This window comes from Microbacterium sp. NPDC060132, from assembly GCF_042729675.1.
Taxonomy (GTDB): domain Bacteria; phylum Actinomycetota; class Actinomycetes; order Actinomycetales; family Microbacteriaceae; genus Microbacterium; species Microbacterium sufflavum.
Genome location: NZ_JBHWXU010000001.1, coordinates 82,252 through 104,818 on the forward strand (window position 1 = coordinate 82,252; position 22,567 = coordinate 104,818).

The 22,567-nt window shown below is 70.1% G+C and carries 21 protein-coding genes and 1 tRNA gene; 7 read left to right on the plus strand and 15 right to left on the minus strand.

What is annotated here, in order from left to right:
• Nucleotides 1-35: 35 nt before the first annotated feature.
• The 9 genes from ACFWCH_RS00460 to ACFWCH_RS00500 form a co-directional block, all read right to left on the minus strand.
• Nucleotides 36-1,589: an alpha/beta hydrolase gene (locus ACFWCH_RS00460; protein ID WP_378802664.1), complete on the minus strand. Its 1,554-nt coding sequence runs from the start codon at nucleotides 1,587-1,589 to the stop codon at nucleotides 36-38.
• A complete protein-coding gene (locus tag ACFWCH_RS00465) occupies nucleotides 1,586-2,743 on the minus strand; it encodes a DNA polymerase III subunit delta' (protein ID WP_247982038.1) in 1,158 nt (385 codons plus the stop codon). Before ACFWCH_RS00465 ends, ACFWCH_RS00460 begins: the two co-directional genes overlap by 4 nt.
• A gap of 87 nt (nucleotides 2,744-2,830) precedes the next feature.
• Nucleotides 2,831-3,460, minus strand: coding sequence for a dTMP kinase (gene tmk, locus ACFWCH_RS00470; RefSeq protein ID WP_136032180.1), 630 nt, complete (start codon nucleotides 3,458-3,460; stop codon nucleotides 2,831-2,833).
• Nucleotides 3,457-6,342 (minus strand): type I DNA topoisomerase, encoded by a 2,886-nt coding sequence (gene topA, locus ACFWCH_RS00475; protein ID WP_378802665.1) that lies wholly within the window; start codon nucleotides 6,340-6,342, stop codon nucleotides 3,457-3,459. Before topA ends, tmk begins: the two co-directional genes overlap by 4 nt.
• 78 nt (nucleotides 6,343-6,420) lie before the next feature.
• On the minus strand, nucleotides 6,421-6,750 hold the full coding sequence (locus tag ACFWCH_RS00480) for an Rv3654c family TadE-like protein (RefSeq protein ID WP_136032176.1): 330 nt from the start codon (nucleotides 6,748-6,750) through the stop codon (nucleotides 6,421-6,423).
• Entirely contained in the window at nucleotides 6,750-7,091 is a 342-nt protein-coding gene (locus tag ACFWCH_RS00485; RefSeq protein ID WP_378802666.1) for a TadE family type IV pilus minor pilin, read from the minus strand. Before ACFWCH_RS00485 ends, ACFWCH_RS00480 begins: the two co-directional genes overlap by 1 nt.
• A complete protein-coding gene (locus tag ACFWCH_RS00490) occupies nucleotides 7,088-7,285 on the minus strand; it encodes a DUF4244 domain-containing protein (protein ID WP_136032173.1) in 198 nt (65 codons plus the stop codon). Before ACFWCH_RS00490 ends, ACFWCH_RS00485 begins: the two co-directional genes overlap by 4 nt.
• A gap of 39 nt (nucleotides 7,286-7,324) precedes the next feature.
• The gene (locus ACFWCH_RS00495) at nucleotides 7,325-8,200 is read right to left on the minus strand and encodes a type II secretion system F family protein (RefSeq protein ID WP_378802667.1); all 876 of its coding nucleotides are present in this window, start codon (nucleotides 8,198-8,200) and stop codon (nucleotides 7,325-7,327) included.
• A 17-nt stretch (nucleotides 8,201-8,217) separates the two neighbouring features.
• Nucleotides 8,218-9,225 (minus strand): TadA family conjugal transfer-associated ATPase, encoded by a 1,008-nt coding sequence (locus ACFWCH_RS00500; RefSeq protein ID WP_378802668.1) that lies wholly within the window; start codon nucleotides 9,223-9,225, stop codon nucleotides 8,218-8,220.
• A gap of 417 nt (nucleotides 9,226-9,642) precedes the next feature.
• Here ACFWCH_RS00500 and acs point away from each other — a divergent pair, with 417 nt between their 5' ends.
• Entirely contained in the window at nucleotides 9,643-11,610 is a 1,968-nt protein-coding gene (gene acs, locus ACFWCH_RS00505; protein WP_136032166.1) for an acetate--CoA ligase, read from the plus strand.
• A gap of 53 nt (nucleotides 11,611-11,663) precedes the next feature.
• Here the strand turns inward: acs and ACFWCH_RS00510 are convergent, their stop codons facing one another.
• Both ACFWCH_RS00510 and ACFWCH_RS00515 read right to left on the minus strand, forming a co-directional pair.
• Nucleotides 11,664-12,122 (minus strand): RidA family protein, encoded by a 459-nt coding sequence (locus tag ACFWCH_RS00510; RefSeq protein ID WP_136036890.1) that lies wholly within the window; start codon nucleotides 12,120-12,122, stop codon nucleotides 11,664-11,666.
• Nucleotides 12,119-12,343 carry a hypothetical protein gene (locus ACFWCH_RS00515; protein ID WP_136032162.1) on the minus strand — a complete coding sequence of 75 codons (225 nt, stop codon included), beginning with the start codon at nucleotides 12,341-12,343 and terminating at the stop codon, nucleotides 12,119-12,121. Before ACFWCH_RS00515 ends, ACFWCH_RS00510 begins: the two co-directional genes overlap by 4 nt.
• A gap of 87 nt (nucleotides 12,344-12,430) precedes the next feature.
• Between ACFWCH_RS00515 and ACFWCH_RS00520 the strand changes: the two genes are divergently transcribed.
• From ACFWCH_RS00520 to ACFWCH_RS00545, 6 genes are all read left to right on the plus strand, one after another.
• Nucleotides 12,431-15,004, plus strand: a complete 2,574-nt coding sequence (locus tag ACFWCH_RS00520; protein ID WP_240744587.1) for a transglycosylase domain-containing protein — start codon at nucleotides 12,431-12,433, stop codon at nucleotides 15,002-15,004.
• Complete coding sequence (locus tag ACFWCH_RS00525) at nucleotides 14,995-15,936, plus strand: metallophosphoesterase (protein ID WP_378802669.1); 942 nt, start codon at nucleotides 14,995-14,997, stop codon at nucleotides 15,934-15,936. The genes ACFWCH_RS00520 and ACFWCH_RS00525 overlap by 10 nt, the downstream gene beginning before the upstream one ends.
• Nucleotides 15,937-15,992: 56 nt before the next feature.
• Nucleotides 15,993-16,069: transfer RNA gene (locus ACFWCH_RS00530), tRNA-Pro, on the plus strand.
• A gap of 67 nt (nucleotides 16,070-16,136) precedes the next feature.
• Nucleotides 16,137-16,613, plus strand: a complete 477-nt coding sequence (locus ACFWCH_RS00535; RefSeq protein ID WP_206252936.1) for a VanZ family protein — start codon at nucleotides 16,137-16,139, stop codon at nucleotides 16,611-16,613.
• A complete protein-coding gene (locus ACFWCH_RS00540; RefSeq protein WP_136032156.1) occupies nucleotides 16,610-17,377 on the plus strand; it encodes an HAD-IIB family hydrolase in 768 nt (255 codons plus the stop codon). Before ACFWCH_RS00535 ends, ACFWCH_RS00540 begins: the two co-directional genes overlap by 4 nt.
• Nucleotides 17,378-17,428: 51 nt before the next feature.
• Nucleotides 17,429-18,271: a DUF1295 domain-containing protein gene (locus ACFWCH_RS00545; RefSeq protein ID WP_206252934.1), complete on the plus strand. Its 843-nt coding sequence runs from the start codon at nucleotides 17,429-17,431 to the stop codon at nucleotides 18,269-18,271.
• 20 nt (nucleotides 18,272-18,291) lie between these two features.
• Here the strand turns inward: ACFWCH_RS00545 and ACFWCH_RS00550 are convergent, their stop codons facing one another.
• The 4 genes from ACFWCH_RS00550 to mqo form a co-directional block, all read right to left on the minus strand.
• A complete protein-coding gene (locus tag ACFWCH_RS00550) occupies nucleotides 18,292-19,551 on the minus strand; it encodes an alpha-hydroxy-acid oxidizing protein (RefSeq protein ID WP_378802670.1) in 1,260 nt (419 codons plus the stop codon).
• Between the two features lie 10 nt (nucleotides 19,552-19,561).
• The gene (locus ACFWCH_RS00555) at nucleotides 19,562-20,287 is read right to left on the minus strand and encodes a FadR/GntR family transcriptional regulator (protein ID WP_136036894.1); all 726 of its coding nucleotides are present in this window, start codon (nucleotides 20,285-20,287) and stop codon (nucleotides 19,562-19,564) included.
• A gap of 98 nt (nucleotides 20,288-20,385) precedes the next feature.
• Complete coding sequence (locus ACFWCH_RS00560) at nucleotides 20,386-21,039, minus strand: thymidine kinase (protein WP_136032149.1); 654 nt, start codon at nucleotides 21,037-21,039, stop codon at nucleotides 20,386-20,388.
• 9 nt (nucleotides 21,040-21,048) lie between these two features.
• Nucleotides 21,049-22,479 carry a malate dehydrogenase (quinone) gene (gene mqo / locus ACFWCH_RS00565; RefSeq protein ID WP_378803831.1) on the minus strand — a complete coding sequence of 477 codons (1,431 nt, stop codon included), beginning with the start codon at nucleotides 22,477-22,479 and terminating at the stop codon, nucleotides 21,049-21,051.
• Nucleotides 22,480-22,567 lie beyond the last annotated feature (88 nt).

Here is a 22,567-nt window from a genome sequence, read left to right on the forward strand (position 1 = left end):
CCTGTCTCGGCCTCGCTCGCGAATCGAGCCCGCCCTCACTCGCAGCGCAGGCCGTCCTCGGGCACCACGTCGTCGAGCAGGAATCCCTCGACCGCGTCGTCGACGCAGGTGTTGCCCTTGTTGTAGCCGGTGTGCCCTTCGCCCACACGGGTGATCAGCACGCCCTCCTCCAGCTGGTCCGCGAGCGACTCGGACCACTCGTACGGCGTCGCCGGGTCATTGGTGGTACCGACGACGACGATGGGACCGGCGCCCTCCGCCGCGATCTCCCCGCGTGTCCCCGTCGGCGGATAGGGCCACACCTCGCAGGGGTCCGGGCCGGTCCAGTAGGGCGCGATCGTGGGTGCCCCCTCCGCGATCTTCGCGGTGATCGCCGCCTCGGCCGCCGGGTCGTCCTCCACCGGATAGTCCATGCAGTTGTACGCGCGGAAGGCCTCGCTGGAGTTGTCGATGTAGGTGCCGTTCTCCCGACCGTTGTAGAAGTCGGCGAGCACGAACGCGGTCGTGGGGTCGCCCTGCAGCGCCTCCTCCAGGGCCTGGGTGAGGTAGTCCCAGCTGTCCTGCGAGTACAGCGCGGCGATGATCGCGGTCATCAGCGCATCGGCGCCCATCAGCCGTCCGTCCCCGTTCTCGAGGGGCGTGCGGTCGGCGCTGGCCAGGAGCGCTCCGAGGTCGGCCATCGCCTCGTCGACCGAGCCGCTGAACGGGCAGTTGCCCGAATCGAGGCAGTTCTGCATGTACGCCCGCAGCGCCGACTCGAATCCCAGCGCCTGCGTGGCCCCGACCTCGAGTCCCGGGACGGCGGGGTCGATCGCCCCGTCGAGCACGAGGCGTCCGGCCTTCTCGGGGTAGAGCTGGGCGTAGGTGGCACCGAGGAACGTGCCGTACGAGTAGCCGAGGTAGTTGAGCTGCTTGTCTCCCAGCACCGCGCGGATCAGGTCCATGTCGCGGGCCGCGTTGACCGTGGTGATGTACGGCAGGATGCCGTCGCTGTTGGCGTCGCACGCCTCAGCGAAGGCGCGATGCCCGTCGAGCAGCTCCTGCTCCCACTCGGCACTCCCCCGCTGGGCCTCGGGGATGCCGTAGAGGTAGTCGTCCATCTCGGCGTCGTCGTAGCAGGTGACGGCCGTCGACCCGCCCACCCCGCGAGGGTCGAAGCCGATCACGTCGTAGTTCTCGACCAGTGCGGGGCCGACCGCATAGCCGAGGCTGCTGAGTACCAGGTCGACCCCGCTCGCGCCGGGCCCGCCGGGGTTCGTGAGGAGCGAGCCGACCGCGGTGCCCTCCGCGCGATGCCGCACCACCGCGAGCTGGATCTCGCCGGAGCCGGGGTTCTCCCAGTCGAGAGGCGCCGTGACGTCGGTGCACTCGAAGCCGGTGCCGCACTCCGTCCAGTCCAGCTTCTGGGAGTAGTAGGGCAGCAGGTCGGCCGCGACACCCTCGGTGTCCGGCTCCTTCTCGCCCGCCGGGCGTGCCGACTGCTCGGGGATCATCGCGTAGAGGCAGCCCGAGAGGGCGACCGAGGCGACGGCCAGTCCGGCGATGAGCGCGGCCGCGCGACGCAGGCGCGACAGGGGGCGAGTGTTCACGGTTTCCTCCCGCTCGTGACCGTCACGAGCAAGCTCTCCAGGGCGAGCAGCGGAGCGACGTTGCGCTCCAGCGACTGCCGGGTCTCGGCAAGGTGGTCGAGGACGACCAGGGTCCGGGCGACGGGCCATGCCGCCGCGAGATCGACGAGTTCGGGGCGCAGTTCGCTGTTGATGAGGTCGTCACTGCGCCCGAACTGGAGCATCACCACATCACGGAACAGCGACTGCATGTCCGTGAGCACGCGGTCGATGCCGTCGCGCAGACTCCGCGTGGCCCGCTTCTTCTGCTCGTCCTCCAGGGCGGACACCTGCGGGCGGAGCGCCGGCGGCACGGCCTGCCCCTCCGCCACGCCCACGGTGCGCAACAGCGCGGCCCGTTCGTTCGCGTCGCGCTCGGACGTGAGCGCCTTGGCGTCTTCGGTCGCCGCCTGGATGATGCGCCCGGCGACATCGACCGCGTCGTTCACACCGCGGACACCGATGACGGCGCGCAGCGTCTCTTCACGACGACGTCGTGCGGCATCATCGGTGGCGAGCCGCTGGGCCATCCCGATGTGCCGCTGCGCGTGACGCGCCGCCTGCTCGGCGACCGCCTCATCGACCCCCGTGCGGAGGCTGATGAGTCGTGCCACGTCGGCGACGTCGGGTTCCCGCAGCCGCAGCGACCGCACGCGCGAACGGATGGTGGGAAGCAGATCCGCCTCACTCGGCGCGCAGAGGATCCAGACCGTCTGCTCCGGGGGCTCCTCCAGAGCCTTGAGCAGAACGTTGGACGTGCGCTCCACCATGCGATCGGCGTCTTCGACGACGATGACGCGGTAGCGCCCGGCGGACGGGGCGAAGTACGAGCGTTCGACCAGGGATCGCGCCTCCGCGATAGTGATGATGACCTTGTCGGTGCGCAGCGCCGTGACGTCGGGATGGGTGCCGGCGAGGACCTGGCGCATGGTGGCCTCGTCATCGGGACCCTCGGCGATCAGCGCCGCGGCGAACGCGTACGCGAGCGTCGACCGCCCCGACCCCGGCGGGCCGGTGATCAGCCAGGCGTGGGACAGGGCCGACGGATCGGCTGCCGCCGCGCGCAGCGTGTCGACCGCCGCGTCCTGGCCCCAGACGTCCGCCCAGGGGAATGCGGGGGCGAGAGTCGGGGGCATGTCCTCAGCCTAATCGGGACCGCCGACGCCGCGGGGACGTCTCCCGTCATCCGTGGTCGCAGCCGTCCTTGTTCGGCCTGTGGAGGATCAGTCCAGGAGCTCAGCGACGCGAGCTCGGATCCGTTCCGCGATCGCCTCGGGCTGCTGTGCGGCATCGAGCACGAGGAAGCGCTCCGGCTCCGCGGCGGCCAGGTCGAGGTAGGCCTCGCGCACCCGCTCGTGGAACTCGGCCTGCTCGGCCTCGAGGCGGTCGAAGGGCTTGTCGGCCGAGTCGAGTCGGGTGCGCGCCGCGGCGGGATCGAGGTCGAGCAGCACCGTGAGATCGGGAAGTGCGCCCTCGGCCGCCCACAGCGACAGGTCCCGCACCTCGGCCGGGTCGAGCACCCGACCGGCACCCTGGTAGGCGACGGACGAGTCGAGGTAGCGGTCCTGCAGCACGACCTCACCGCGCGCGAGCGCCGGGCGCACGACCGTCGCGACGTGATGCGCCCGATCGGCGGCGTACAGGAGGGCCTCGGCGCGCGGCGCGATGTCCCCGCGATGGTGCAACACGATCTCGCGGATCAGCGTGCCGACCTCGGATCCCCCCGGCTCCCTGGTGCGCACCACGGTGCGCCCGCTCTGCTCCAGCCAGTCGGCGAGAACGTTCGCCTGAGTGGTCTTGCCCGAGCCGTCCCCGCCTTCGAGAGTGATCCAGGCGCCGCGGCTCGCGGTCACGAGCCGGCCTTCTCCGCTGCCTTCGCCGCCGCGTTCGCCGCGCGCGTCGCCGCCGCCTTCTTCGCCGCGGTCGAGCGCGCCGCCGACGTGGAGCCCGCGGATTTCCCGGTCTTCTTCGCCGCCGCCGCCTTCGCCGTCGTGGACTTCGCCGTCGTGGCCTTTCCGTCGGCGCTCGCCTTCTTCGCCGGAGCCTTCTTCGCCGGAGCCTTCTTCGCGGCGGTACGCGAGCCGCGCTTGGGCGCAGGGCCCTTCGCGCGCTTGTCGGCCAGCATCTGCACGGCGATCTCGAACGTGATGTCCTCGGGTTTCTGGCCGCGCGGGATCGTGACGTTCGTCTCACCGTCGGTCACGTAGGGACCGAAGCGACCGTCGCGCACGCGGATGGGCTTCCCGCTCACGGGGTCGGCGTCGAACTCGGCCAGCGCGCTCGAGGCGCGACGACCTGCACCGTACTTCGGCTGGGCGTAGATCTCGAGGGCCTGGTCGAGCGTCACGTCGAAGATCTGCGACTCGCTCTCGAGCGACCGCGAATCGGTGCCCTTCTTCAGGTACGGGCCGAATCGGCCGTTCTGCGCGGTGATCTCGTCGCCGGACTCCGGGTCGACGCCGACCACCCGCGGGAGGCTCAGCAACTGGAGCGCCGTGTCGAGGTCGAGCGTGTCCACCGACATCGAGCGGAACAGCGAGGCGGTCCGCGGTTTGGGCGCCGTCTCCTTCTTCGCGCCGCGCTTGGGCTTGGGAGCCTCGACGACCTCACCGGTCGCCTCGTCGACCGCGGCGTCATCCGAGACCGGGTCGTTCTCCTGCACGTACGGCCCGAACCGGCCGTCCTTGACGACGACGATCTTGCCGTTCTCCGGATTCGTGCCGAGCACGCGGTCCCCCGCCACCGGGGCGTCGATCAGCTCCTGCGCCTTCTCCGCCGTCAGCTCGTCGGGCGCCAGGTCCTCCGGCACGTTCACGATTCGCGGCTTCGCGTCCGGGTTCTCCGGGTCCGTGACCTCCAGGTAGGGGCCGTACTTGCCGAAGCGCAGCGTCGCGGTGTCGGTGATGCGCGTGGAGTTCAGGGCCCGCGCGTCGATCTCACCGAGGTTGTCGACGACCTGCCGCAGTCCCACGTGCGACTCCGAGCCGAAGTAGAACGACTTGAGCCATTCCACGCGGTTCTGCTCGCCCCGGGCGATCGTGTCGAGGTCGTCTTCCAGCGCCGCGGTGAAGTCGTAGTCGACCAGCTCGGCGAAGTGCTCCTCGAGCAACCGCACCACGCTGAACGCCAGCCACGTGGGCACGAGCGCCTGTCCGCGCTTGACCGCGTAGCCACGGTCGAGGATGGTCTCCGGGATCGTGGCGAAGGTCGACGGACGACCGATGCCCTTCTCCTCCAGCACCTTGACCAGCGACGCCTCGGTGTAGCGCGGCTTCGGGGTCGTGCGGTGGCCCTTGGCCTCGGCGTGGGAGACGGCGAGCTCATCCCCGACGGCGACGGCCGGGAGCGACTGGTTCTCGGCGGCGTCCGCGTCGCCGCGCTTCTCGTCGCGACCCTCCTCGTAGGCCTCCAGGAAGCCCTTGAAGGTGTAGACGGTGCCGGATGCGGTGAACTCGGCCGTCTGGCCATCGGCATCCACGGCGATCGTGACGGTCGTCGTCTCGTACTTGGCGTCCGCCATCTGGCTCGCGACCGTGCGCTTCCAGATCAGGTCGTAGAGACGCTGCTCCTCGCGGTCGAGCTCGGAGGACAGCGACGACGGCGTGCGGAAGTTCTCGCCGGAGGGACGAATGGCCTCGTGGGCCTCCTGGGCGTTCTTGCTCTTCGACTTGTAGACGCGCGGCTTGAGCGGCACCGCGCTGTCACCGTAGAGAGCGACAGCCTGGCTCCGCGCCGCCTGCACCGCCTGGGTGCTCAGCGCCGTGGAGTCGGTACGCATATAGGTGATGTACCCCTTCTCGTACAGGCGCTGGGCGACGCTCATCGCCTGCTTGGCGCTCATCGAGAGCTTGCGACCCGCCTCCTGCTGCATGGTGGACGTCGTGAAGGGGGCGTACGGGCTCCGGGTGCCGGGCTTCGCCTCGACCTTGGTGACCGTCCCCGCCCCCGTGGCGTCGACGGCTCTGGCCAGTGCGGCAGCGCGTGCCTCGTCGAGCACCACGACGGCCTTCTTGAGCTTTCCGGTGTCATTGAAGTCGGTGCCGCGGGCGAGCTGTCCGCCGTCGACCCGGACGAGACGGATCCGGAAGGAGGTGCCGGTCGCGGCCGCGTCGGCGTCGACGTCCCAGTACTCAGCCGACACGAAGGCCATGCGCTCGCGCTCGCGGTCGACGATCAGACGCGTCGCCGCGGACTGCACCCGTCCGGCGGAGATCCCGGTCTTGACCTTGTACCAGAGGACCGGCGAGACGTCCCACCCGTACAGACGATCGAGGATACGGCGGGTCTCCTGCGCATCGACCAGGGCATGATCCAGCTCGCGCGTGTTCCCCACGGCGGCCTGGATCGCATCCTTGGTGATCTCGTGGAACACCATGCGCTTGACGGGCACCTTGGGCTTGAGGGTCTCGAGCAGGTGCCAGGCGATGGCCTCACCCTCGCGGTCCTCATCGGTGGCGAGCAGGAGTTCGTCGGCGCTCTTCAGCGCACGCTTCAGCTCGGCGACCGTCTTGGTCTTGCGGTCGGAGACGACGTAGTACGGGTCGAACCCGTTGTCGATGTCGATCGAGTACTTCCCGTACGCCTTCTTGTCGTCGGCGGGGATGTCCTTCTTGTCGGCGAGGTCGCGGATGTGGCCGACGGAGCTGAGCACCTCGTAGCCGTCGCCGAGGTATCCCTGAATAGACCGCATCTTCGTCGGGGACTCGACGATGACGAGCTTCTTGCCTTCAGCCAAGGGTGCGTCCTTTCTTCGAAGCACACCATACACACCGCTGTGCGGGGTACTTCACAGCGAGCGAGGGTCGCGCGGCCGTCACGGTTCCTCGGGTTGCCCGGCACGGGCGCGGGAGACGGCTGCGAGTCCAGCGTACGCCGCCGACACCGTCACGGTCGCCACGTCCCCGGCCAGCGAACACGCGATCAGGCGTGCCCCTCCGGCCTGGGCGACGTGCGCGGCCAGGTCGCACGGCGTGCGAGCCGTGGGAATCGCACCGCTGCGCGCATCGGCGGCGGCGAGCGCCGCGGCGTCCGCTGCGTCCGCTGCACGCTGCGCGGTCACGGCCGCCCCGCCGACGGCGGCGAGCCCGACGGAGAGCGTCGCGCCGACGACGAGCACGCCGGCGGCCAGCACCGTCCCCGCCATCACCGACCCCCGTCGAGAGCGCAGCTCGCGGCGCGTAGCGGGAGGCGCATCAGCGGTCCCACGGTGAGGTCGAGCGTCGTCGTCGCACAGACGAGATCGTCGACGGCGCCGAACGTCACCCTGGCGTCGGGAAGCGCCCGCCGCACCACAGCCGCGGCCGCGGCGTCGCCCTCGCCCCGCCCCAACAGACGGGCGGCGTCCGCCGTCGCATCTTGGAGCGCGACCTGTCGTGACGATGCGGCGAGCGCCCCGACGCCGAGAAGAAGCACGAGCACGACGGCCGGCAGGGCGAGCGCCAGTTCCGCCGCCACCGCGCCGCGCTCGCCCAGCGGCCTGCTCATGACACCGTGAGCGCACGCCGCACGAGATCGGTGAGGATGCCGCGCACCTCGTCCGACCTCATGATGACGACGAGCAATCCTGCGAACGCGACCGCGGCCATGGTGGTGATGGCGTACTCGGCCGTCGCCGCTCCCGTGTCGTCGCCGAACAGGGCGGCTGCACGACGGCGGTCGAGTCGGGGAATGGTGTTCATATTCTTCCTTCTTCCTCTTTATTGGGTGGTTCGAGCGACTCACGCAGGAATGGACGTGGAGGCGAGCACGCTGAGCATCAGCGGAGCCACCCCCAGCAGGAGGAACGCCGGCAGAGTGCAGACGCCGAGCGGCACGAGGAGTCGCGTCGAGAGCACTGCCGCGCGGAGGCGCCCCTGCACGCGCGCTGCATGTCGGTCCTGCGCCGCGGAGGCACGCAGCAGCTCGACGGCGGGAACGCCCGCCGTCCGGGACAGCTCCACAACCCGGCGCACGCTCTCCTCCCCTCCCTGGTCCACGACCGCCGCATCTGCCACGAGCCGGAGTGCACGGTCGATCGGGGCACCCCCGCGAAGGGCGACCGCGACGAGCTCGGCGGCGATCCCCGGCGTCCCCGACGCGGGCTGCGCACGGCGGAGCAGCCGTCGCGTCCACACGCGAGCCGCTCCGACCAGCAGCAGCCCGGCGACGGCGCAGGTCGCCCCGGCGGGTGTGCCGAGGAGCACCCCGATCGTGTCGAAGCCGAGGCCGACGCCGAGGAGCAGTCCCGCGAGGGGCATCCACAGCAGCAGTCGCGCCGTTCCGGCGGGCTCAGCCAGCGCAACGCGGACATCGTCGGCGGCGGCGGCCGCGTCGCGCAAGGACCCGGCGATCGTGCGGAGGACCTCCGCGAGGGGCGCGCCCACGACGGTGGCGATCTCCCAGGCCGCGGCCAGCTCCCGCCAGCGACCGCCGGCCGCATCGATCGCAGTGACGAGCGGTGTTCCGTCGTCGACGCGCGCGAGGACCGCGATCGCATTCGGGTCGCCCGTCCCGGCGAGATGGCGCCACGCCACGAGCGGCGCTGCACCTGCCTGCAGCAGCACGGCCAGCGTCTGCACGGAGTGCGCCAGGTCGACCTCGTGCGCGGACTGCATCGCGCCACGCCTCCTGTTCACCATGGTCGGACCTCCTCGATGCCCAGCCGATCGCTCTCCAGCACGAGTCGCCCGACGTGGGCGATGCGCCGCGTTCCGTCGGACCCCCGGTGCAGGTGGAGGACGACGGTGAACGCGCTCACGGCCTGACGAGCGAGCGCCACGGGGTCCATTCCGGCAAGCGCGCCGAGCGCCTCGAGCCGCGCGGGCACGTCCGCCACACCGCTCGCGTGCATCGTGCCGGCGCCACCATCGTGGCCGGTGTTGAGGGCGGTGAGGAGTTCCCGTACCTCCTCGCCGCGGCACTCGCCGACCACCAGCCGATCGGGGCGCATGCGCAACGACTCGCGGACGAGCCGGGCGAGTCCGATGCCGCCCGCGCCCTCGAGGTTCGCCTGACGCACCTCGAGGGCGACATGGTGCGGGTGCCGTGGCCGCAGCTCCGCCACGTCTTCGATCGTCACGATGCGCTCACCCGGCGGTACCGACGACAGCAGCGCCGACAGCAGCGTCGTCTTCCCCGTACCCGTCCCGCCCGTGATCAAGAGGTTCGCCCGTTCCGCGACGAGCTTGTCGAGCCAGACGTGCTGCTGCGCATCGATCGTGCCCAGTGCGGCGAGGGCGTCGAGGTCGGCCGCATGGACCCGCGGGATCCGGATGGACAGCGCCGTGCCGGTCGTGGAGATGGGGGCGAGCACGGCATGCACCCGCACGCCCGATCCGAGGCGCACGTCCACGCACGGCGCCTGGTCGTCGAGGTGCCGGCCGCCGAGCGCGACGAGCGCGACCGCGAGGTCGCGCACCTCCCGCTCGGTCGCTCGCCACGACGGAACGGGCTGCGCGCCGCTGCCGCGGTCGAGGAAGAGTCCGTCTGCCCCGTTGACGAAGACGTCGGTGACGGTGTCGTCCACATGGGGGGCCAGCGGCGCGAATGCGGGTTCCGCGAGGAGCACGGCATGGGGAGGGGCGGTGGCCGCATCCCCCGCTGCCGCGTCTTTCGACCGGATGACGAATCGTTCAGGCATGCGGCGAGAGTAGGCACGGCGGGCGAGGCGTGCCGCCGCAGGGCGACTCCGGCATCGGCGTCTGTGCACAAGGCCTCGGCCCGGCTGCCCGTGGAGAACTCGGGGCCGCGGGCCGGCAACGGAGAGGACCCGGGCAGAGGGAGCGCTCCCAAAGAGATGGGCGGCATCTCACGGGGGGAATGAGATGCCGCCCACGGCGCCGCGCGATCGGGGGAATCGGGCGCGCCAAGGCCGGAATGAGATTTCGGCTGTCGTCGAGTGTACGCAAGGCGACCGTCCTGACAAAACCAGCGCCACTACCGACTTTCGGCAGTACTCGAGGGCGTGGCACGCCGATAGATTCGCCCTGACCTGGTCGCGCCTCCCCCCGTGCGACCACGCCTGCATGACCCGTATGCCGCAAAGGAGCGCCTGCCGATGAGCAGCCAGATCGACCACCTTCTCGACGAGACCCGGAGATTCCCGCCATCGGAGGAGTTCGCGGCGCAGTCCGTCGCGTCACAGGAACTGTACGAGCGCGCCGCGGCGGATCGCGAAGGCTTCTGGGCCGAGCAGTCGCGCGATCTCATCCACTGGCACACGCCGTTCACCCAGGTCCTCGACTGGAACAACCCGCCCTTCGCCAAGTGGTTCGACGACGGCGAGCTCAACGTCGCCTACAACTGCCTGGACCGTCATGTCGAGGCCGGCAACGGCGACCGCGTCGCCCTGCACTGGGAGGGCGAGCCCGGCGACAGTCGTCGCATCACGTACGCCGAGCTGACCGAGGAGGTCAAGCGCGTCGCGAACGTGCTGGAGGGACTCGGCGTCGGTCACGGCGATCGCGTCGCCATCTACCTGCCGATGATCCCCGAGGCGATCGCCGCGATGCTCGCGGTCGCACGTGTCGGCGCCATCCACTCCGTCGTGTTCGGCGGATTCAGTGCCGACAGCCTCCGCTCCCGCATCGACGACGCCGGAGCCAAGCTCGTCATCACGGCCGACGGCGGCTACCGCAAGGGCCGCGTCTCGGCGCTCAAGCCCGCCGTGGACCAGGCTCTGGCCGACCGCGGCGACGGCGAGCAGCAGACGGTCGAGCACGTCCTCGTCGTTCGTCGTGGCGAGAACGAGGTGGACTGGACGGACGGGCGCGACATCTGGTGGCACGACGTCGTCCCGGCGGCCTCCGCCGAGCACACGGCTCAGGCCTTCCCCGCCGAGAACCCGCTCTTCATCCTCTACACCTCCGGCACCACGGGGAAGCCGAAGGGCATCCTGCACACCTCCGGTGGCTACCTCACGCAGGCCGCGTACTCCCACAAGTACGTGTTCGACCTCAAGCCCGAGACCGACGTGTACTGGTGCACCGCCGACATCGGGTGGATCACGGGCCACAGCTATGTGACGTACGGCCCGCTGGCCAACGGTGCCACCCAGGTGCTGTACGAAGGCACGCCCGACACGCCGCACCCCGGACGCTGGTGGGAGATCATCGAGAAGTACAAGGTCTCCATCTTCTACACGGCCCCGACGGCGATCCGGTCGTTCATGAAGGTCGGCCGCAGCGTCCCGCAGAAGTTCGACCTGTCGTCGCTGCGAGTGCTCGGATCGGTCGGCGAGCCCATCAACCCCGAGGCGTGGATGTGGTACCGCGAGGTCATCGGCGCGGGCAAGACCCCGATCGTCGACACGTGGTGGCAGACCGAGACGGGCGCCATCATGGTGTCGGCGCTCCCCGGCGTCACCGCCACGAAGCCCGGCTCGGCGCAGGTCCCCCTCCCCGGGATCACCCTCGACGTGGTGGACGAGCAGGGCGTCGAGGTCGGCAACGGCAACGGCGGACTGCTCGTGATCACCGAGCCGTGGCCGAGCATGCTGCGCGGCATCTGGGGCGACCCGGAACGCTTCCGCGAGACGTACTGGGAGAAGTTCGAGAAGCAGGGCTACTACTTCGCGGGTGACGGTGCACGGCTCGACGAGGACGGCGACCTCTGGCTGCTCGGCCGCGTCGACGACGTCATGAACGTGTCGGGCCACCGGCTGTCGACGGCGGAGATCGAGTCCTCGCTCGTGGCGCACGAGGCCACCGCGGAGGCCGCGGTGGTCGGGGCGTCCGACGAGACCACGGGCCAGGCGGTGGTGGCGTTCGTCATCATCAAGGAGAGCTATCTCGCCGCCCACGACCCGGCGGGGCTCGCGCAGCAGCTCCGGCTCTGGGTCGGCGAACAGATCGGTGCCATCGCGCGCCCTCGAGACGTGTACATCGTCGGGGAGCTGCCCAAGACCCGCTCGGGCAAGATCATGCGGCGTCTGCTGCGCGATGTGGCCGAGGGCCGCGAGGTCGGCGACACGACGACCCTGGCCGACACCGCGGTCATGAGCATCATCTCCGCGCAGGTGAAGTAGCCCGCAGACGACGAACGCCCCCTCCCGCGGGAGGGGGCGTTCGCGTGTCGGGGTCAGGCGAGGCGGAACGTCACCTCGACCTCGACCGGGCTGCCGAGCGGGAGCTCGGCGACGCCGACGGCCGCGCGCGCGTGACGGCCCTCGTCACCGAAGATCTCACCGAGCACCTCGCTCGCGCCGTTGATGACGCCGGGCTGGCCGGTGAAGCCCTCGGCTGAACCGACGAAGCCGCCCACCCGCACGACACCGGCGATGCGGTCGACCCCGCCCGCGACGTCGGCGGCCGCGGCCAGCGCGTTGAGGGCACACGTCCGCGCGAAGGCCTTGGCGTCCTCCGCGGAGACCTCGGCGCCGACCTTGCCCACCGCGGGCAGGGCGCCGTCGACGAACGGGAGCTGGCCGGATGTGTAGATGAGCCCGCCGTGGGCGACCGCCGGGACATAGGCGGCGACGGGAGCGGCGACGGCGGGGAGCTCGATGCCGAGCTCGGCGAGGCGCGTGGAGACGCTCATGCCTGACCCCCCTCGAACTGACGCGCGGCTTCGGCGGCGGCGGCGAGGCCCGCGTTCGCGGAGCCGTCGGTGGTCACCGGGCGCTTGAAGTACGCCACGAGGCCGCCTTCCGGTCCCTGCACCACCTGGACGAGCTCCCAGCCCTGCTTGCCCCAGTTGTTGAGGATCGCGGCGGTGTTGTGGATCAGCAGCGGCGTGGTCAGGTACTCCCACGTGGTCATGGCTCTCCTGTCGATCGGGACGCGAACAGGCCGAGCGGGCGTGTTCGTCAGAGGGTGTATTCAGGGAACTCCCCTACGATCAAGCGTATGCCCCACAAGAATCGCACGGTGAAGGGCGTGCTCGGCGGTCTCGTCGGGCTCGTCGGACTGAGCGCCGTCGCCGGTCTGCTCGTCACCGCCAGCGTCACCCCCGTCCTCGCGATGACGGGAGTCGCCGGCACCACGGCACTGACGCTCTTCGACAAGCTCCCCGAGAACCTCAGCCCTGGCACGCCGATGGAGCAGTCGACGATCTACGCCACCCAGCCCGACGGCACGCCGGTCGCCCTCGCGTCGTTCTATGAGCAGAACCGCGTCCCCGTCACGTACGAGCAGATCAGCCCGGTGCTCTACGACGCGATCCTCTCCAGTGAGGACAAGAGCTTCTACAGCCACGGCGGAGTGAACCTGGGCGCCACCATGAAGGCGCTGATCGACAACGTCCGCGGCACATCCAGCCGCGGCGCCTCGACCATCAGCCAGCAGTTCGTGAAGAACGTGCTGATCCAGCAGTGCGAGCAGGACGTGGACACCACGTCGGACACGTACTCCGAGGAGCTCCAGCAGTGCTGGCTGGACGCGACGAACGCGGTCGGCAGCAAGGGCATCGAGCGCAAGCTGCAGGAGATGCGCTACGCGATCCAGATCGAGAAGGACTTCTCGAAGAACGACATCCTGCTGGGCTACCTGAACATCGCGAACTTCGGTGGCACGGTCTACGGCATCGAGGCCGCCGCCCGGTACTACTTCTCCACGACGGCGATGAACCTGACGGTCGCGCAGGCCGCGACGCTCGCCGGCATCGTGCAGAACCCCAACACGTACCGGATCGACAAGCCGGTGGAGGGCACGTACACCGACGATGCTCAGGTCGGACACAACAACGCCGCCGACGGCTACGCGGACACCCTCAAGCGCCGCGACTACGTGCTCTACCGCATGCTCGACGACGGCAAGATCACCCAGGCCCAGTACGACGAGGCGAAGGCCTCCCCGATCGTTCCTGCGATCAACCCGCCGACGCAGGGCTGTGCGGCTGCCGGCACGAACGCCTACTTCTGCCAGTACGTGCGCTCGATCGTCCTGAACGACGAGGCGTTCGGCGCCACGCCGCAGGAGCGGCGCGACCTGCTGCGCCGCGGCGGTCTGAAGATCTTCACGTCGCTGGACTACCGCATCCAGAACCCGGCGGCGCAGGAGATGGCCGACATCGTCCCGGCCAACTACGACGGCATGCACTTCGGTGCCGCAGGTGTGTCCATCGAGGTGGGCACCGGCCGGATCCTCTCGATGACCCAGAACACGATGTTCACCGAGACCCCGACCACCGATCCCGCCTACACCTCTCTCGTGTTCGCGGGCGACCGCAAGCACGGAGACTCCAACGGCTTCCAGGTGGGCTCGACCTACAAGCTGTTCACGCTGATCGACTGGCTCGAGAAGGGTCATTCGGTGCGCGAGACCCTGAACGGCCGCGTGCAGACCAACATGAAGTTCACCGCGGCCTCGTGCGGTGGGGGCACCATGGTCGCGAACACCAAGGAGATCGGCAACTTCGGCGGCGGCGGCGGCTCGACCGACACCGTGCTGAACTTCACGAAGAACTCGCTCAACAGCGGGTACTTCGCGATGGCCTCCAAGCTCGACCTCTGCGACATCAACAAGGTGGCCGACCGCCTGGGCGTCACGCTGGCCAACGGCGGCAAGACCACCGATGAGAACGTGCCGTACGACGTGCTCGGCGCGAAGAACATCTCGCCCATCGCGATGGCCAACGCCTACGCCACGGTCGCGAGCGGCGGCACCTACTGCACGCCGCGGGCGATCGACCGCGTGATCGGTCCGGACGGCAAGGACCGTGAGCTGCCCGCGTCGTCGTGCACCCCCGGCGTGATCTCTCCCGAGGTCGCAGCCACGGCCGCCTACGCGCTGCAAACCGTCATGGGCGGCGGCGGCACCGGCTCGCGGGCGAACCCGGGCGACGGCACCCCGCTGATCGGCAAGACCGGAACGCACAACACGTGGTCGACCATGATGATCGAGTCGAGCACGAAGGTCGCGACGGCCGTGTGGGCGGGACGCTGGCAGGGCCAGGAGAACATCTACCGGAAGAGCTACGGTCGCTGGAACCTCAACGACATGCGCTACCCGCTGGCCCGCGCCGCGCAGGCGGCCGCGAACGAGGCCTACGGCGGCGACCGCTTCCCCCAGCCGGACAACAACCTGATCCGTCAGGAGCTCAAGGCCGTTCCGAGCGTGGTCGGCATGTCGCAGGACCAGGCGCGCTCGACCCTCGAGAACGCGGGCTTCCAGGTGGCGATCGGCGGAGAGGTGGACAGCGACCTCGCGGCCGGCCTCGTCGCGGCACAGGACCCGACGGGCGAGGCTGCGACGGCTGCCACCGTGACCCTCTCGATCAGCAACGGCCGTGGTGCCGTGGTGCCGTCGAACATCGTCGGGATGTCGCGAGACCAGGCGGACGCCGCACTCAAGGCGGCTCGAGTCGCGTCCTACGAGTTCGACAATTCGTGCAACCCGCCGGGGTCTGCGGTCGCGGTGACCAATCCGGCACCGGGCACTCCTGTCAACAGCAGCACCACCGTGGTCGTGACGTGCCAGTAGGTTCGTCGCGCTCGGCTCATCCGGCCCTCATCGCGCTCGGCGCGGTGGGGGCCGTGGGCGCCGCCGCCGCGGTGTGGGGCGTGGGCATCGAACGTTACCTCTTCACCGTGCGCGAGGTGTCCGCCTCGGCGTTCGCCCCCGGCACCCCTCCCCTGCGCATCCTGCACGTGTCCGATGCGCACATGGCCCCGTGGCAGCACCGCAAGCAGGACTGGCTCGCGTCGCTCGCGCAGCTGCGGCCCGACCTGATCGTGAACACCGGCGACAACCTGGGGCATGAGCGCGGACTCGAGGGGATCCGCCGCGCGTTCGCCCCGTTCGCCGGCATCCCCGGGGTCTTCGTGCACGGCTCGAACGACGTGAACGGCCCCGCGCCGCGCAATCCGCTGCGCTACTTCTCCGGCCCCTCGCGGCGCCACCGCGAGCCGACCGTGCTCGACACGGAGTCGATGGACCGCTTCTTCACGGACGAGCTCGGCTGGACCGACCTCAACAATCGCGCGGCGCGACTGACCCTGCGCGGCACCGCCGTCGACCTGTTCGGCGTGGACGACGCACACCGCGACTGGGACCGCCTCGACGCGCTCCCCTCGGCCATCGAGGACCTGGGCCCGCGCGAGCCCGGAACGGCGGTGCTGGGCGTCACGCACGCGCCGTATCAGCGCGTGCTCAACGGTTTCGTCGACCTCGGCGCCGACGCCATCCTCGGCGGTCACACGCACGGTGGGCAGGTCTGCCTCCCCGGCTACGGCGCGCTCGTGGCGAACTGCGACATCCCGCTGAAGCAGGCCAAGGGACTCAGCACCTGGACGCACGACGGCCGCAGCGTCCCGCTGAACGTGAGCGCCGGCTGCGGGCACTCGATCTACGCGCCCGTGCGTTTCGCGTGCCGCCCGGAGGCGACGCTGCTCACGCTGATCCCCCACGCGTGATCACCGCCCCGATTGGGCGCTCAGGGGATTTCCCTGTAGACTCGGAGGGTTGCAAACGGGGTGTGGCGCAGCTTGGTAGCGCGCTTCGTTCGGGACGAAGAGGTCGCAGGTTCAAATCCTGTCACCCCGACCAGTGACACCGGAAGGCCGCCCCCACGGGCGGCCTTCTCTGTATCGGAGAGCGTGCGAAAGGGGACCGCATGGGGACGCTCCTGCCTCCGCCGCGTCGCGCCACCCGCATCTGGGCGCTCGCCCTCGGCGTCCCGTTCCTCGCGGGGCTCGCCCTGCTCACGCTCACGCCGTCCCGGGTCGAGCATGCGGTCCCGAATCTGCTCGACGTGATCGTGTCGCTCACCCACCGGCTCGGCTGGACCGCACTGACGTTCACGCGGCTGGAAGTTCTGTCGAACATCGCGGTCTTCGTGCCCCTCGGCGTCCTCGCGTTCCTGCTCCTCCCCCGCCGTGTGTGGCTGCTGTCGCTGCTGGTCGGACCGGCACTTTCTCTCGCGATCGAGACCGCGCAGCACCTCGCCCTGCCCCACCGCGATGCGACGATGAACGACGTGCTGGCCAACTCCACCGGGGCCACCCTGGGCGTGGCCCTCGCCCTCCTGTGCACGCTGCTCGCAGCTCCACGCTCTTCACGGCTGCGACCTCCTAGGCTGGAGGCATCATGACCTCGCCCGCACTCGTCGCCTTCGACCTCGATGACACCCTCGCCCCCTCCAAGGGCCCGATCGACCCGCGGATCTCCGGCCTCCTGCGCGAACTTCTCCGCAGCGTCGACGTCGCCATCATCTCCGGGGGCAACGAGCCGCAGTTCCGCACGCAGGTGATCGCCCAGCTCGCCGATGCCGACGCCGCAGCTCTCGCCCGGCTGCACCTGCTGCCGACCTGCGGCACCCGCTACCTGCGCCACGACGGCGCCGACTTCGCGCCGGTGTACGCGCACGACCTGAGCGACGACGAGAAGGCGTCTGCTCTCACGGCCCTCCGCGAGGAGGCGGAGCGGCTCGGCCTGTGGGAGACCGATCCCTGGGGCGACATCCTGGAGGACCGCGGCTCGCAGATCACGTTCTCCGCGCTCGGGCAGCGGGCTCCGCGGGAGGCCAAGCACGCGTGGGATCCGTCCGGCAGCAAGCGCGCGGCCCTGCGCGACGCGGTCGCCGCCCGACTCCCCGGGCTCGAGGTGCGCTCGGGGGGCTCCACCTCGATCGACATCACCCGCGCCGGGATCGACAAGGCGTTCGGCATGAGGCAGCTCTCCGCGCACACGGGCATCCCGTTGGACGCGATGCTGTTCTACGGCGACCGGCTCGACGAGGGCGGCAACGACTACCCGGTCCTCGCGATCGGGGTCCCGTCGATCGCCGTCGAGGGCTGGGAGGACACCGCCACCCGCCTCGAGGCCCTGCTGCCCACCCTCACGTCGCGCGTCTGAGGCGGCGGCCGGTGCCGGACGCCCGGCCTGGCTTGGCTCTAGCATGGCGTCATGGATGCCCTGCAGATCGTCGTCCTCGTCGCAGCGCTGGCCAGCCTCGTGTGCTGGATCCTGTCGCTGATCACCCGTGACACGTCGTGGGTCGACCGCGCGTGGTCGATCGTCCCCGTCGTCTATGTCTGGATCTTCGTGGCCGGCGCCTTCACCGCCGACGCCGGATCAGCGCGCATCGTGCTGATGGGGATCCTGGTGACGGCCTGGGGTGCGCGGCTCACGTTCAACTTCGCCCGCAAGGGCGGCTACACCGGCATGGAGGACTACCGCTGGGCGATCCTGCGGAAGCGGATGCGCCCGTGGCAGTTCCAGGTGTTCAATCTGCTGTTCATCATCGGGTACCAGATGACCCTGCTCGTGTTGATCACCCTTCCGGCATGGCTGGCCGCCCAGCACCCCACCGCGTTGACCGGGTGGGACGCGTTGTTCACGATCGCGTTCCTCGGGTTCCTGGTCGGCGAGACGGTCGCCGACCAGCAGCAGTGGAACTTCCACCAGCGCAAGAAGCAGGCTGGCGGTGACCTCGCGCCCGGCTTCGCGACGACCGGGCTGTTCCGCTACAGCCGACACCCCAACTTCTTCTTCGAACAGGCGCAGTGGTGGGCGTTCTACGCGCTGGGCGCGACCGCGGCCGCCACCGCGGGGGCCGGGGTGCTCGGGGGCGTGCTGAACCCCACGATCGTCGGCGCCGCGCTCCTGACGGTGCTGTTCCTCGGCTCGACCATCTTCACGGAGTCGATCACCGCGTCGAAGTACCCCGCATACGCCGACTACCGGCAGACCACGTCGATGCTCGTGCCGTGGCCACCGCGGCGCCGCGCCGTGGCCCCGCAGTCGTAGCGGAACCCGGCACGGCGACGTCAGCGGACGACGGCCCCCGCGGCGTCGCGCGCGACAGGCACCAGACGCGTCAGCTGCGTGACGTGGGCCGGCTCGAGCTCCGCCAGCGACGCGACGCCGAGGAGACGCATGGTCCGCTCGATCTCACTGCGCAGGATCGCGATCGTCCGGTCGACGCCCTGGCGGCCGCCCGCCATCAGGCCGTAGAGGTACGCGCGGCCGATCAGCGTGAAGTCCGCCCCGAGCGCGACCGAGGCCACGATGTCGGCGCCGTTCATGATGCCGGTGTCGATCATGACGGTGAAGTCGTCGCCCACGGCCCGGCGCACCTGGGGCAGCAGATGGAACGGGATCGGCGCGCGGTCGAGCTGACGACCGCCGTGGTTCGACAGCACGATGCCGTCGACTCCGGCGTCGCGCAGTCGCACAGAGTCCTCGACGTTCTGCACGCCCTTGATCACGATGCGACCGGGCCAGATATCACGGATCACCGCGAGATCGTCATAGCTGATCGTGGGGTCCATCGCGGCGTCGAGCAGCTCGCCGACCGTGCCGCCGGTGGAGCTCAGCGACGCGAACTCCAGCTTGGGCGTGGTCAGGAAGTCGAACCACCACCAGGGTCGCGGGATCGCGTTGATGATCGTGCCGAGCGTGAGCTGCGGCGGGATGCTGAAGCCGTTGCGCTTGTCGCGCAGCCGGGCACCGGCGACCGGGGTGTCCACCGTGAACTGCAGCGTGTCGAAGCCCGCGGCGGCGGCACGGCGTGCCAGCTCGTACGAGATCTCGCGGTCGCGCATGACGTAGAGCTGGAACCAGTTGCGCCCGTGCGGGTTCGCGGCCTTGACCCCCTCGATCGAGGTCGTGCCGAGCGTGGACAGCGTGAACGGGATGCCCGCCGCGGCCGCAGCGCCGGCACCGGCGACCTCCCCCTCGGTCTGCATGAGCCGCGTGAACCCGGTCGGAGCGATGCCGAACGGCAGCGCGGACGGCCCACCGAGGATCTCGACCGTCGTGTCGACATCCGGCGCGGGCTTGAGGATGCCGGGGTGGAACTCCACGTCCTGGAACGCCTGGCGGGCGCGGCTCAGCGACAGCTCGCCCTCCGCCGCGCCATCGGTGTAGTCGAACGCCGCCTTGGGCGTGCGGCGCTTCGCGATCGTACGGAGGTCGTCGATCGTGAGAGCCGCGTCGAGCCGGCGCTTGCGGCCGTCGAGCTCGGGCTTCTTGAACTTCATGAGCTCCAACAGCTCGGCGGGGTTGGGGAGCTGGCGCTGGACCATGGCGTGCCTCTCAGTCGTGGGGGTGGATGTCGCGGGTGAGCCCCGCGGACGTGTAGTAGCCGGTGATGTGGGCGCGGACCAGCGCGCGGGCGGCCTCGGCATCGCCCGCGTCGATCGCGGCGACGAGGGCGTGGTGCTCGGCGCGCAGCCGCGTCGCCATCGTGTCCCAGTCGGGGATCGCGGCGGCTCCGGCGCGCACATACGACTCGATCGACGACCGCAGCCCCGCCATCATCGCGGCGATGACGGTGTTGCCACTGCCCTCGGCGAGCGACAGGTGCAGCTGGGCGTCCAGGGCGAGGAACTCGGACGGGGTCAAGCCCGCGGCGTCCATCGCGTGCAGCAGCTCGTGGGCCTTCGCGGTGTCGCCGCCGCCTCCGGACGCCAGGGCCGCGACGACCGCGTCCTCCAGCACCAGGCGGGTGCGCACCACATCGTCGAGCGGGAAGCCCTGCGCCGCGACCTGCAGCCGCAGCAGCGCGGACATGCCCCCGGTCGGCGTCGCGATCACGATCGCTCCCGCCTGCGGACCCGATCCGGTCGCGGTGCGGATGAGGCCGAGCACCTCGAGCACGCGGAAGGCTTCGCGCACGCTGGAGCGTCCGACACCCAGGTCGCTCGCCAGGTCGCGCTCCGACGGCAGCCGGTCGCCGGGGCCGAGGCGTCCGTCGAGGAGGTCGCGCTCGATGTGCTCGAGCACGAGTCGCCACGCTCGCGCCGGCTGCTCCTCCGCCATCCCGCCTCCTGTGGTCTGACCACAGCGTACCCCGTGTGGTCAGACCACGCAAAGCCGCCCGCCTCGCGAGGAGACGGGCGGCAGCGAGAGCGATCAGGTCACCCCAGGCGCCCGCCCGACTCCTCCAGGTAGCAGGTGCCGCACAGCGACTCGTAGGTGGTGAGCTCGGGCGACGCGGAGCCGTCCGCGCCCTCGTCGATCGCGACCTGATCTCCGTCGAACACGAAGCGGCCGCCGACGACGCGGCCGTTGAACACCGCCTTGCGCCCGCAGCGGCAGATGGTCTTGAGCTCCTCCAGCGAGTGCGCGATCGCCAGCAGCCGCGCGGAGCCGGGGAACGCGTGGGTGAGGAAGTCGTTGCGGATGCCGTAGGCCATCACGGGGATGCCGTCTTCCACCGCGACGCGGAACAGGTCGTCGATCTGGGAGGCCGTGAGGAACTGCGCCTCGTCTACCAGCAGGCACGCCACGTCGATCGGGGCCGTCGGCAGCAGCTCCTCCTCGGTGGAGCGCCGCATGCGCGTACGATGCTCTGCGAACAGCGCCCGCGCGTCGTCCTCCGGCCCGATCAGGAAGTCCACCTGCCGCGTGACGCCGAGGCGGCTCTCGATCTCCGCCGCGCCCTTGGTGTCGATCGCGGGCTTGGCGAGCAGCACGTGCTGGCCCCGCTCCTCATAGTTGTAGGCAGCCTGCAGCAGGGCGGTCGACTTGCCCGAGTTCATCGCGCCGTAGCGGAAGTAGAGCTTCGCCACGGTCCGGTCTCAGGCGTTGATGCCGAGGGCGGCGGCGGTCGCCGCCGTGGACTCCTCCGCGAGCGCCGGATCGGCGTTGAGCTTCTGGCCGAAGGTCGGGATCAGCTCGCGCAGCCGCGGCTCCCACGCGGGGAACTCGCCCGGGAAGCACTTCTTGAGCAGATCGAGCATGATCGGCACGGCCGTGGAAGCCCCCGGAGAGGCGCCGAGCAGCCCCGCGATCGAGCCGTCGCCGGCGGCGACCACCTCGGTGCCGAACTGCAGCACGCCGCCCTTCTTCGCATCCTTCTTCATGACCTGCGCGCGCTGACCGGCGTTGATGAGCGTCCAGTCCTCGTCCTTCGCGGTGGGCATGAACGTGCGCAGGCTGTCGACCTTCTTGCGGTGGTTCTTCATCAGCTCGCTGATCAGGTAGGTGATCAGATCGGGGTTCGCGAACGCCACCCGCAGCATCGGCCACAGGTTGTGCGCGCGCACCTGCGTCACGATGTCGAGCATGGAGCCGTTCTTGAGGAACTTCGGGCTGAAGGTCGCGAACGGGCCGAACATCAGCGACGCCTCGCCGTCGACCACGCGGGTGTCGAGGTGCGGCACCGACATCGGCGGCGCACCGACGGACGCCTGCGAGTACACCTTCGCCTTGTGCTGAGCGACGATCTTCGGGTTCGTGGTCTTGAGGAACTGCCCACCGATCGGGAAGACGCCGTAGCCCTTGATCTCCGGGATGCCCGACCGCTGGAGCAGCTTGAGCGCCCAGCCGCCCGCCCCGACGAACACGAACTTCGCCTTGATCTGGTTGGGCGTGCGCCCCACCGTGGTGCGGTAGTTGAGGAGCCAGGTGCCGTCCTTCTGGCGCTTGAGAGACTTCACCTCGTGGTTCGTGCGCACCGAGACGCCGGACTTGCGGAGGTGATCGAACAGCTGGTGCGTCAGGGCACCGAAGTCGACGTCGGTGCCCGCGGGCACCCGGGTGGCGGCGAAGGGCTCGCCCTTGCGTCGCTTCTGCATCAGCAGCGGCGCCCAGGTGTTGATGACGCGGGAGTCCTCGCTGTACTCGATGCTCGCGAACAGCGGCTGCTCCTTGAGCACCTCGTAGCGGTTCCTGAGGTACGCCACGTCTTTCTCGCCGCGCACGAACGTCATGTGCGGGGTCGCGTTGATGAACGTCGACGGCGCGTCCAGCACACCCTTCTCGACGAGCGACGACCAGAACTGCCGGCTCTGCTGGAACTGCTCGTTGATCGACACAGCCTTCGCGGGGTCGAGCGGAGCATCGCCCTGCTGCGGCATGTAGTTGAGCTCGCAGAGCGCGGCGTGCCCGGTGCCCGCGTTGTTCCAGGGATTGGAGCTCTCCTGCGCCACGTCGGACAGCCGCTCGAAGGCGACGATCTTCCACTCCGGCTGCAGCTCGTGCAGCAGAGTACCCAGGGTGGCGCTCATGATGCCACCACCGATCAGCACGACATCGACGTTTTCAGTCACCCGACCAGTCTAGGGCGTGGCTCGGGGCCGATCGTCCGCCGGGCGA

Excerpts from the sequence above, each read along its gene's own strand:
- ACFWCH_RS00495 (WP_378802667.1), bottom strand. The coding sequence starts at position 8,200 with ATGCAGTCCGCGCACGAGGTCGACCTGGCGCACTCCGTGCAGACGCTG.
- ACFWCH_RS00480 (WP_136032176.1), bottom strand. The coding sequence starts at position 6,750 with ATGGCGGGGACGGTGCTGGCCGCCGGCGTGCTCGTCGTCGGCGCGACG.
- ACFWCH_RS00540 (WP_136032156.1), top strand. The coding sequence starts at position 16,610 with ATGACCTCGCCCGCACTCGTCGCCTTCGACCTCGATGACACCCTCGCC.
- ACFWCH_RS00555 (WP_136036894.1), bottom strand. The coding sequence starts at position 20,287 with ATGGCGGAGGAGCAGCCGGCGCGAGCGTGGCGACTCGTGCTCGAGCAC.
- ACFWCH_RS00545 (WP_206252934.1), top strand. The coding sequence starts at position 17,429 with ATGGATGCCCTGCAGATCGTCGTCCTCGTCGCAGCGCTGGCCAGCCTC.
- mqo (WP_378803831.1), bottom strand. The coding sequence starts at position 22,479 with ATGAGCGCCACCCTGGGTACTCTGCTGCACGAGCTGCAGCCGGAGTGG.
- acs (WP_136032166.1), top strand. The coding sequence starts at position 9,643 with ATGAGCAGCCAGATCGACCACCTTCTCGACGAGACCCGGAGATTCCCG.
- ACFWCH_RS00515 (WP_136032162.1), bottom strand. The coding sequence starts at position 12,343 with ATGACCACGTGGGAGTACCTGACCACGCCGCTGCTGATCCACAACACC.
- ACFWCH_RS00510 (WP_136036890.1), bottom strand. The coding sequence starts at position 12,122 with ATGAGCGTCTCCACGCGCCTCGCCGAGCTCGGCATCGAGCTCCCCGCC.
- ACFWCH_RS00500 (WP_378802668.1), bottom strand. The coding sequence starts at position 9,225 with ATGCCTGAACGATTCGTCATCCGGTCGAAAGACGCGGCAGCGGGGGAT.
- ACFWCH_RS00535 (WP_206252936.1), top strand. The coding sequence starts at position 16,137 with ATGGGGACGCTCCTGCCTCCGCCGCGTCGCGCCACCCGCATCTGGGCG.
- ACFWCH_RS00490 (WP_136032173.1), bottom strand. The coding sequence starts at position 7,285 with ATGAACACCATTCCCCGACTCGACCGCCGTCGTGCAGCCGCCCTGTTC.
- ACFWCH_RS00520 (WP_240744587.1), top strand. The coding sequence starts at position 12,431 with ATGCCCCACAAGAATCGCACGGTGAAGGGCGTGCTCGGCGGTCTCGTC.
- ACFWCH_RS00485 (WP_378802666.1), bottom strand. The coding sequence starts at position 7,091 with ATGAGCAGGCCGCTGGGCGAGCGCGGCGCGGTGGCGGCGGAACTGGCG.
- ACFWCH_RS00550 (WP_378802670.1), bottom strand. The coding sequence starts at position 19,551 with ATGGTCCAGCGCCAGCTCCCCAACCCCGCCGAGCTGTTGGAGCTCATG.
- ACFWCH_RS00465 (WP_247982038.1), bottom strand. The coding sequence starts at position 2,743 with ATGCCCCCGACTCTCGCCCCCGCATTCCCCTGGGCGGACGTCTGGGGC.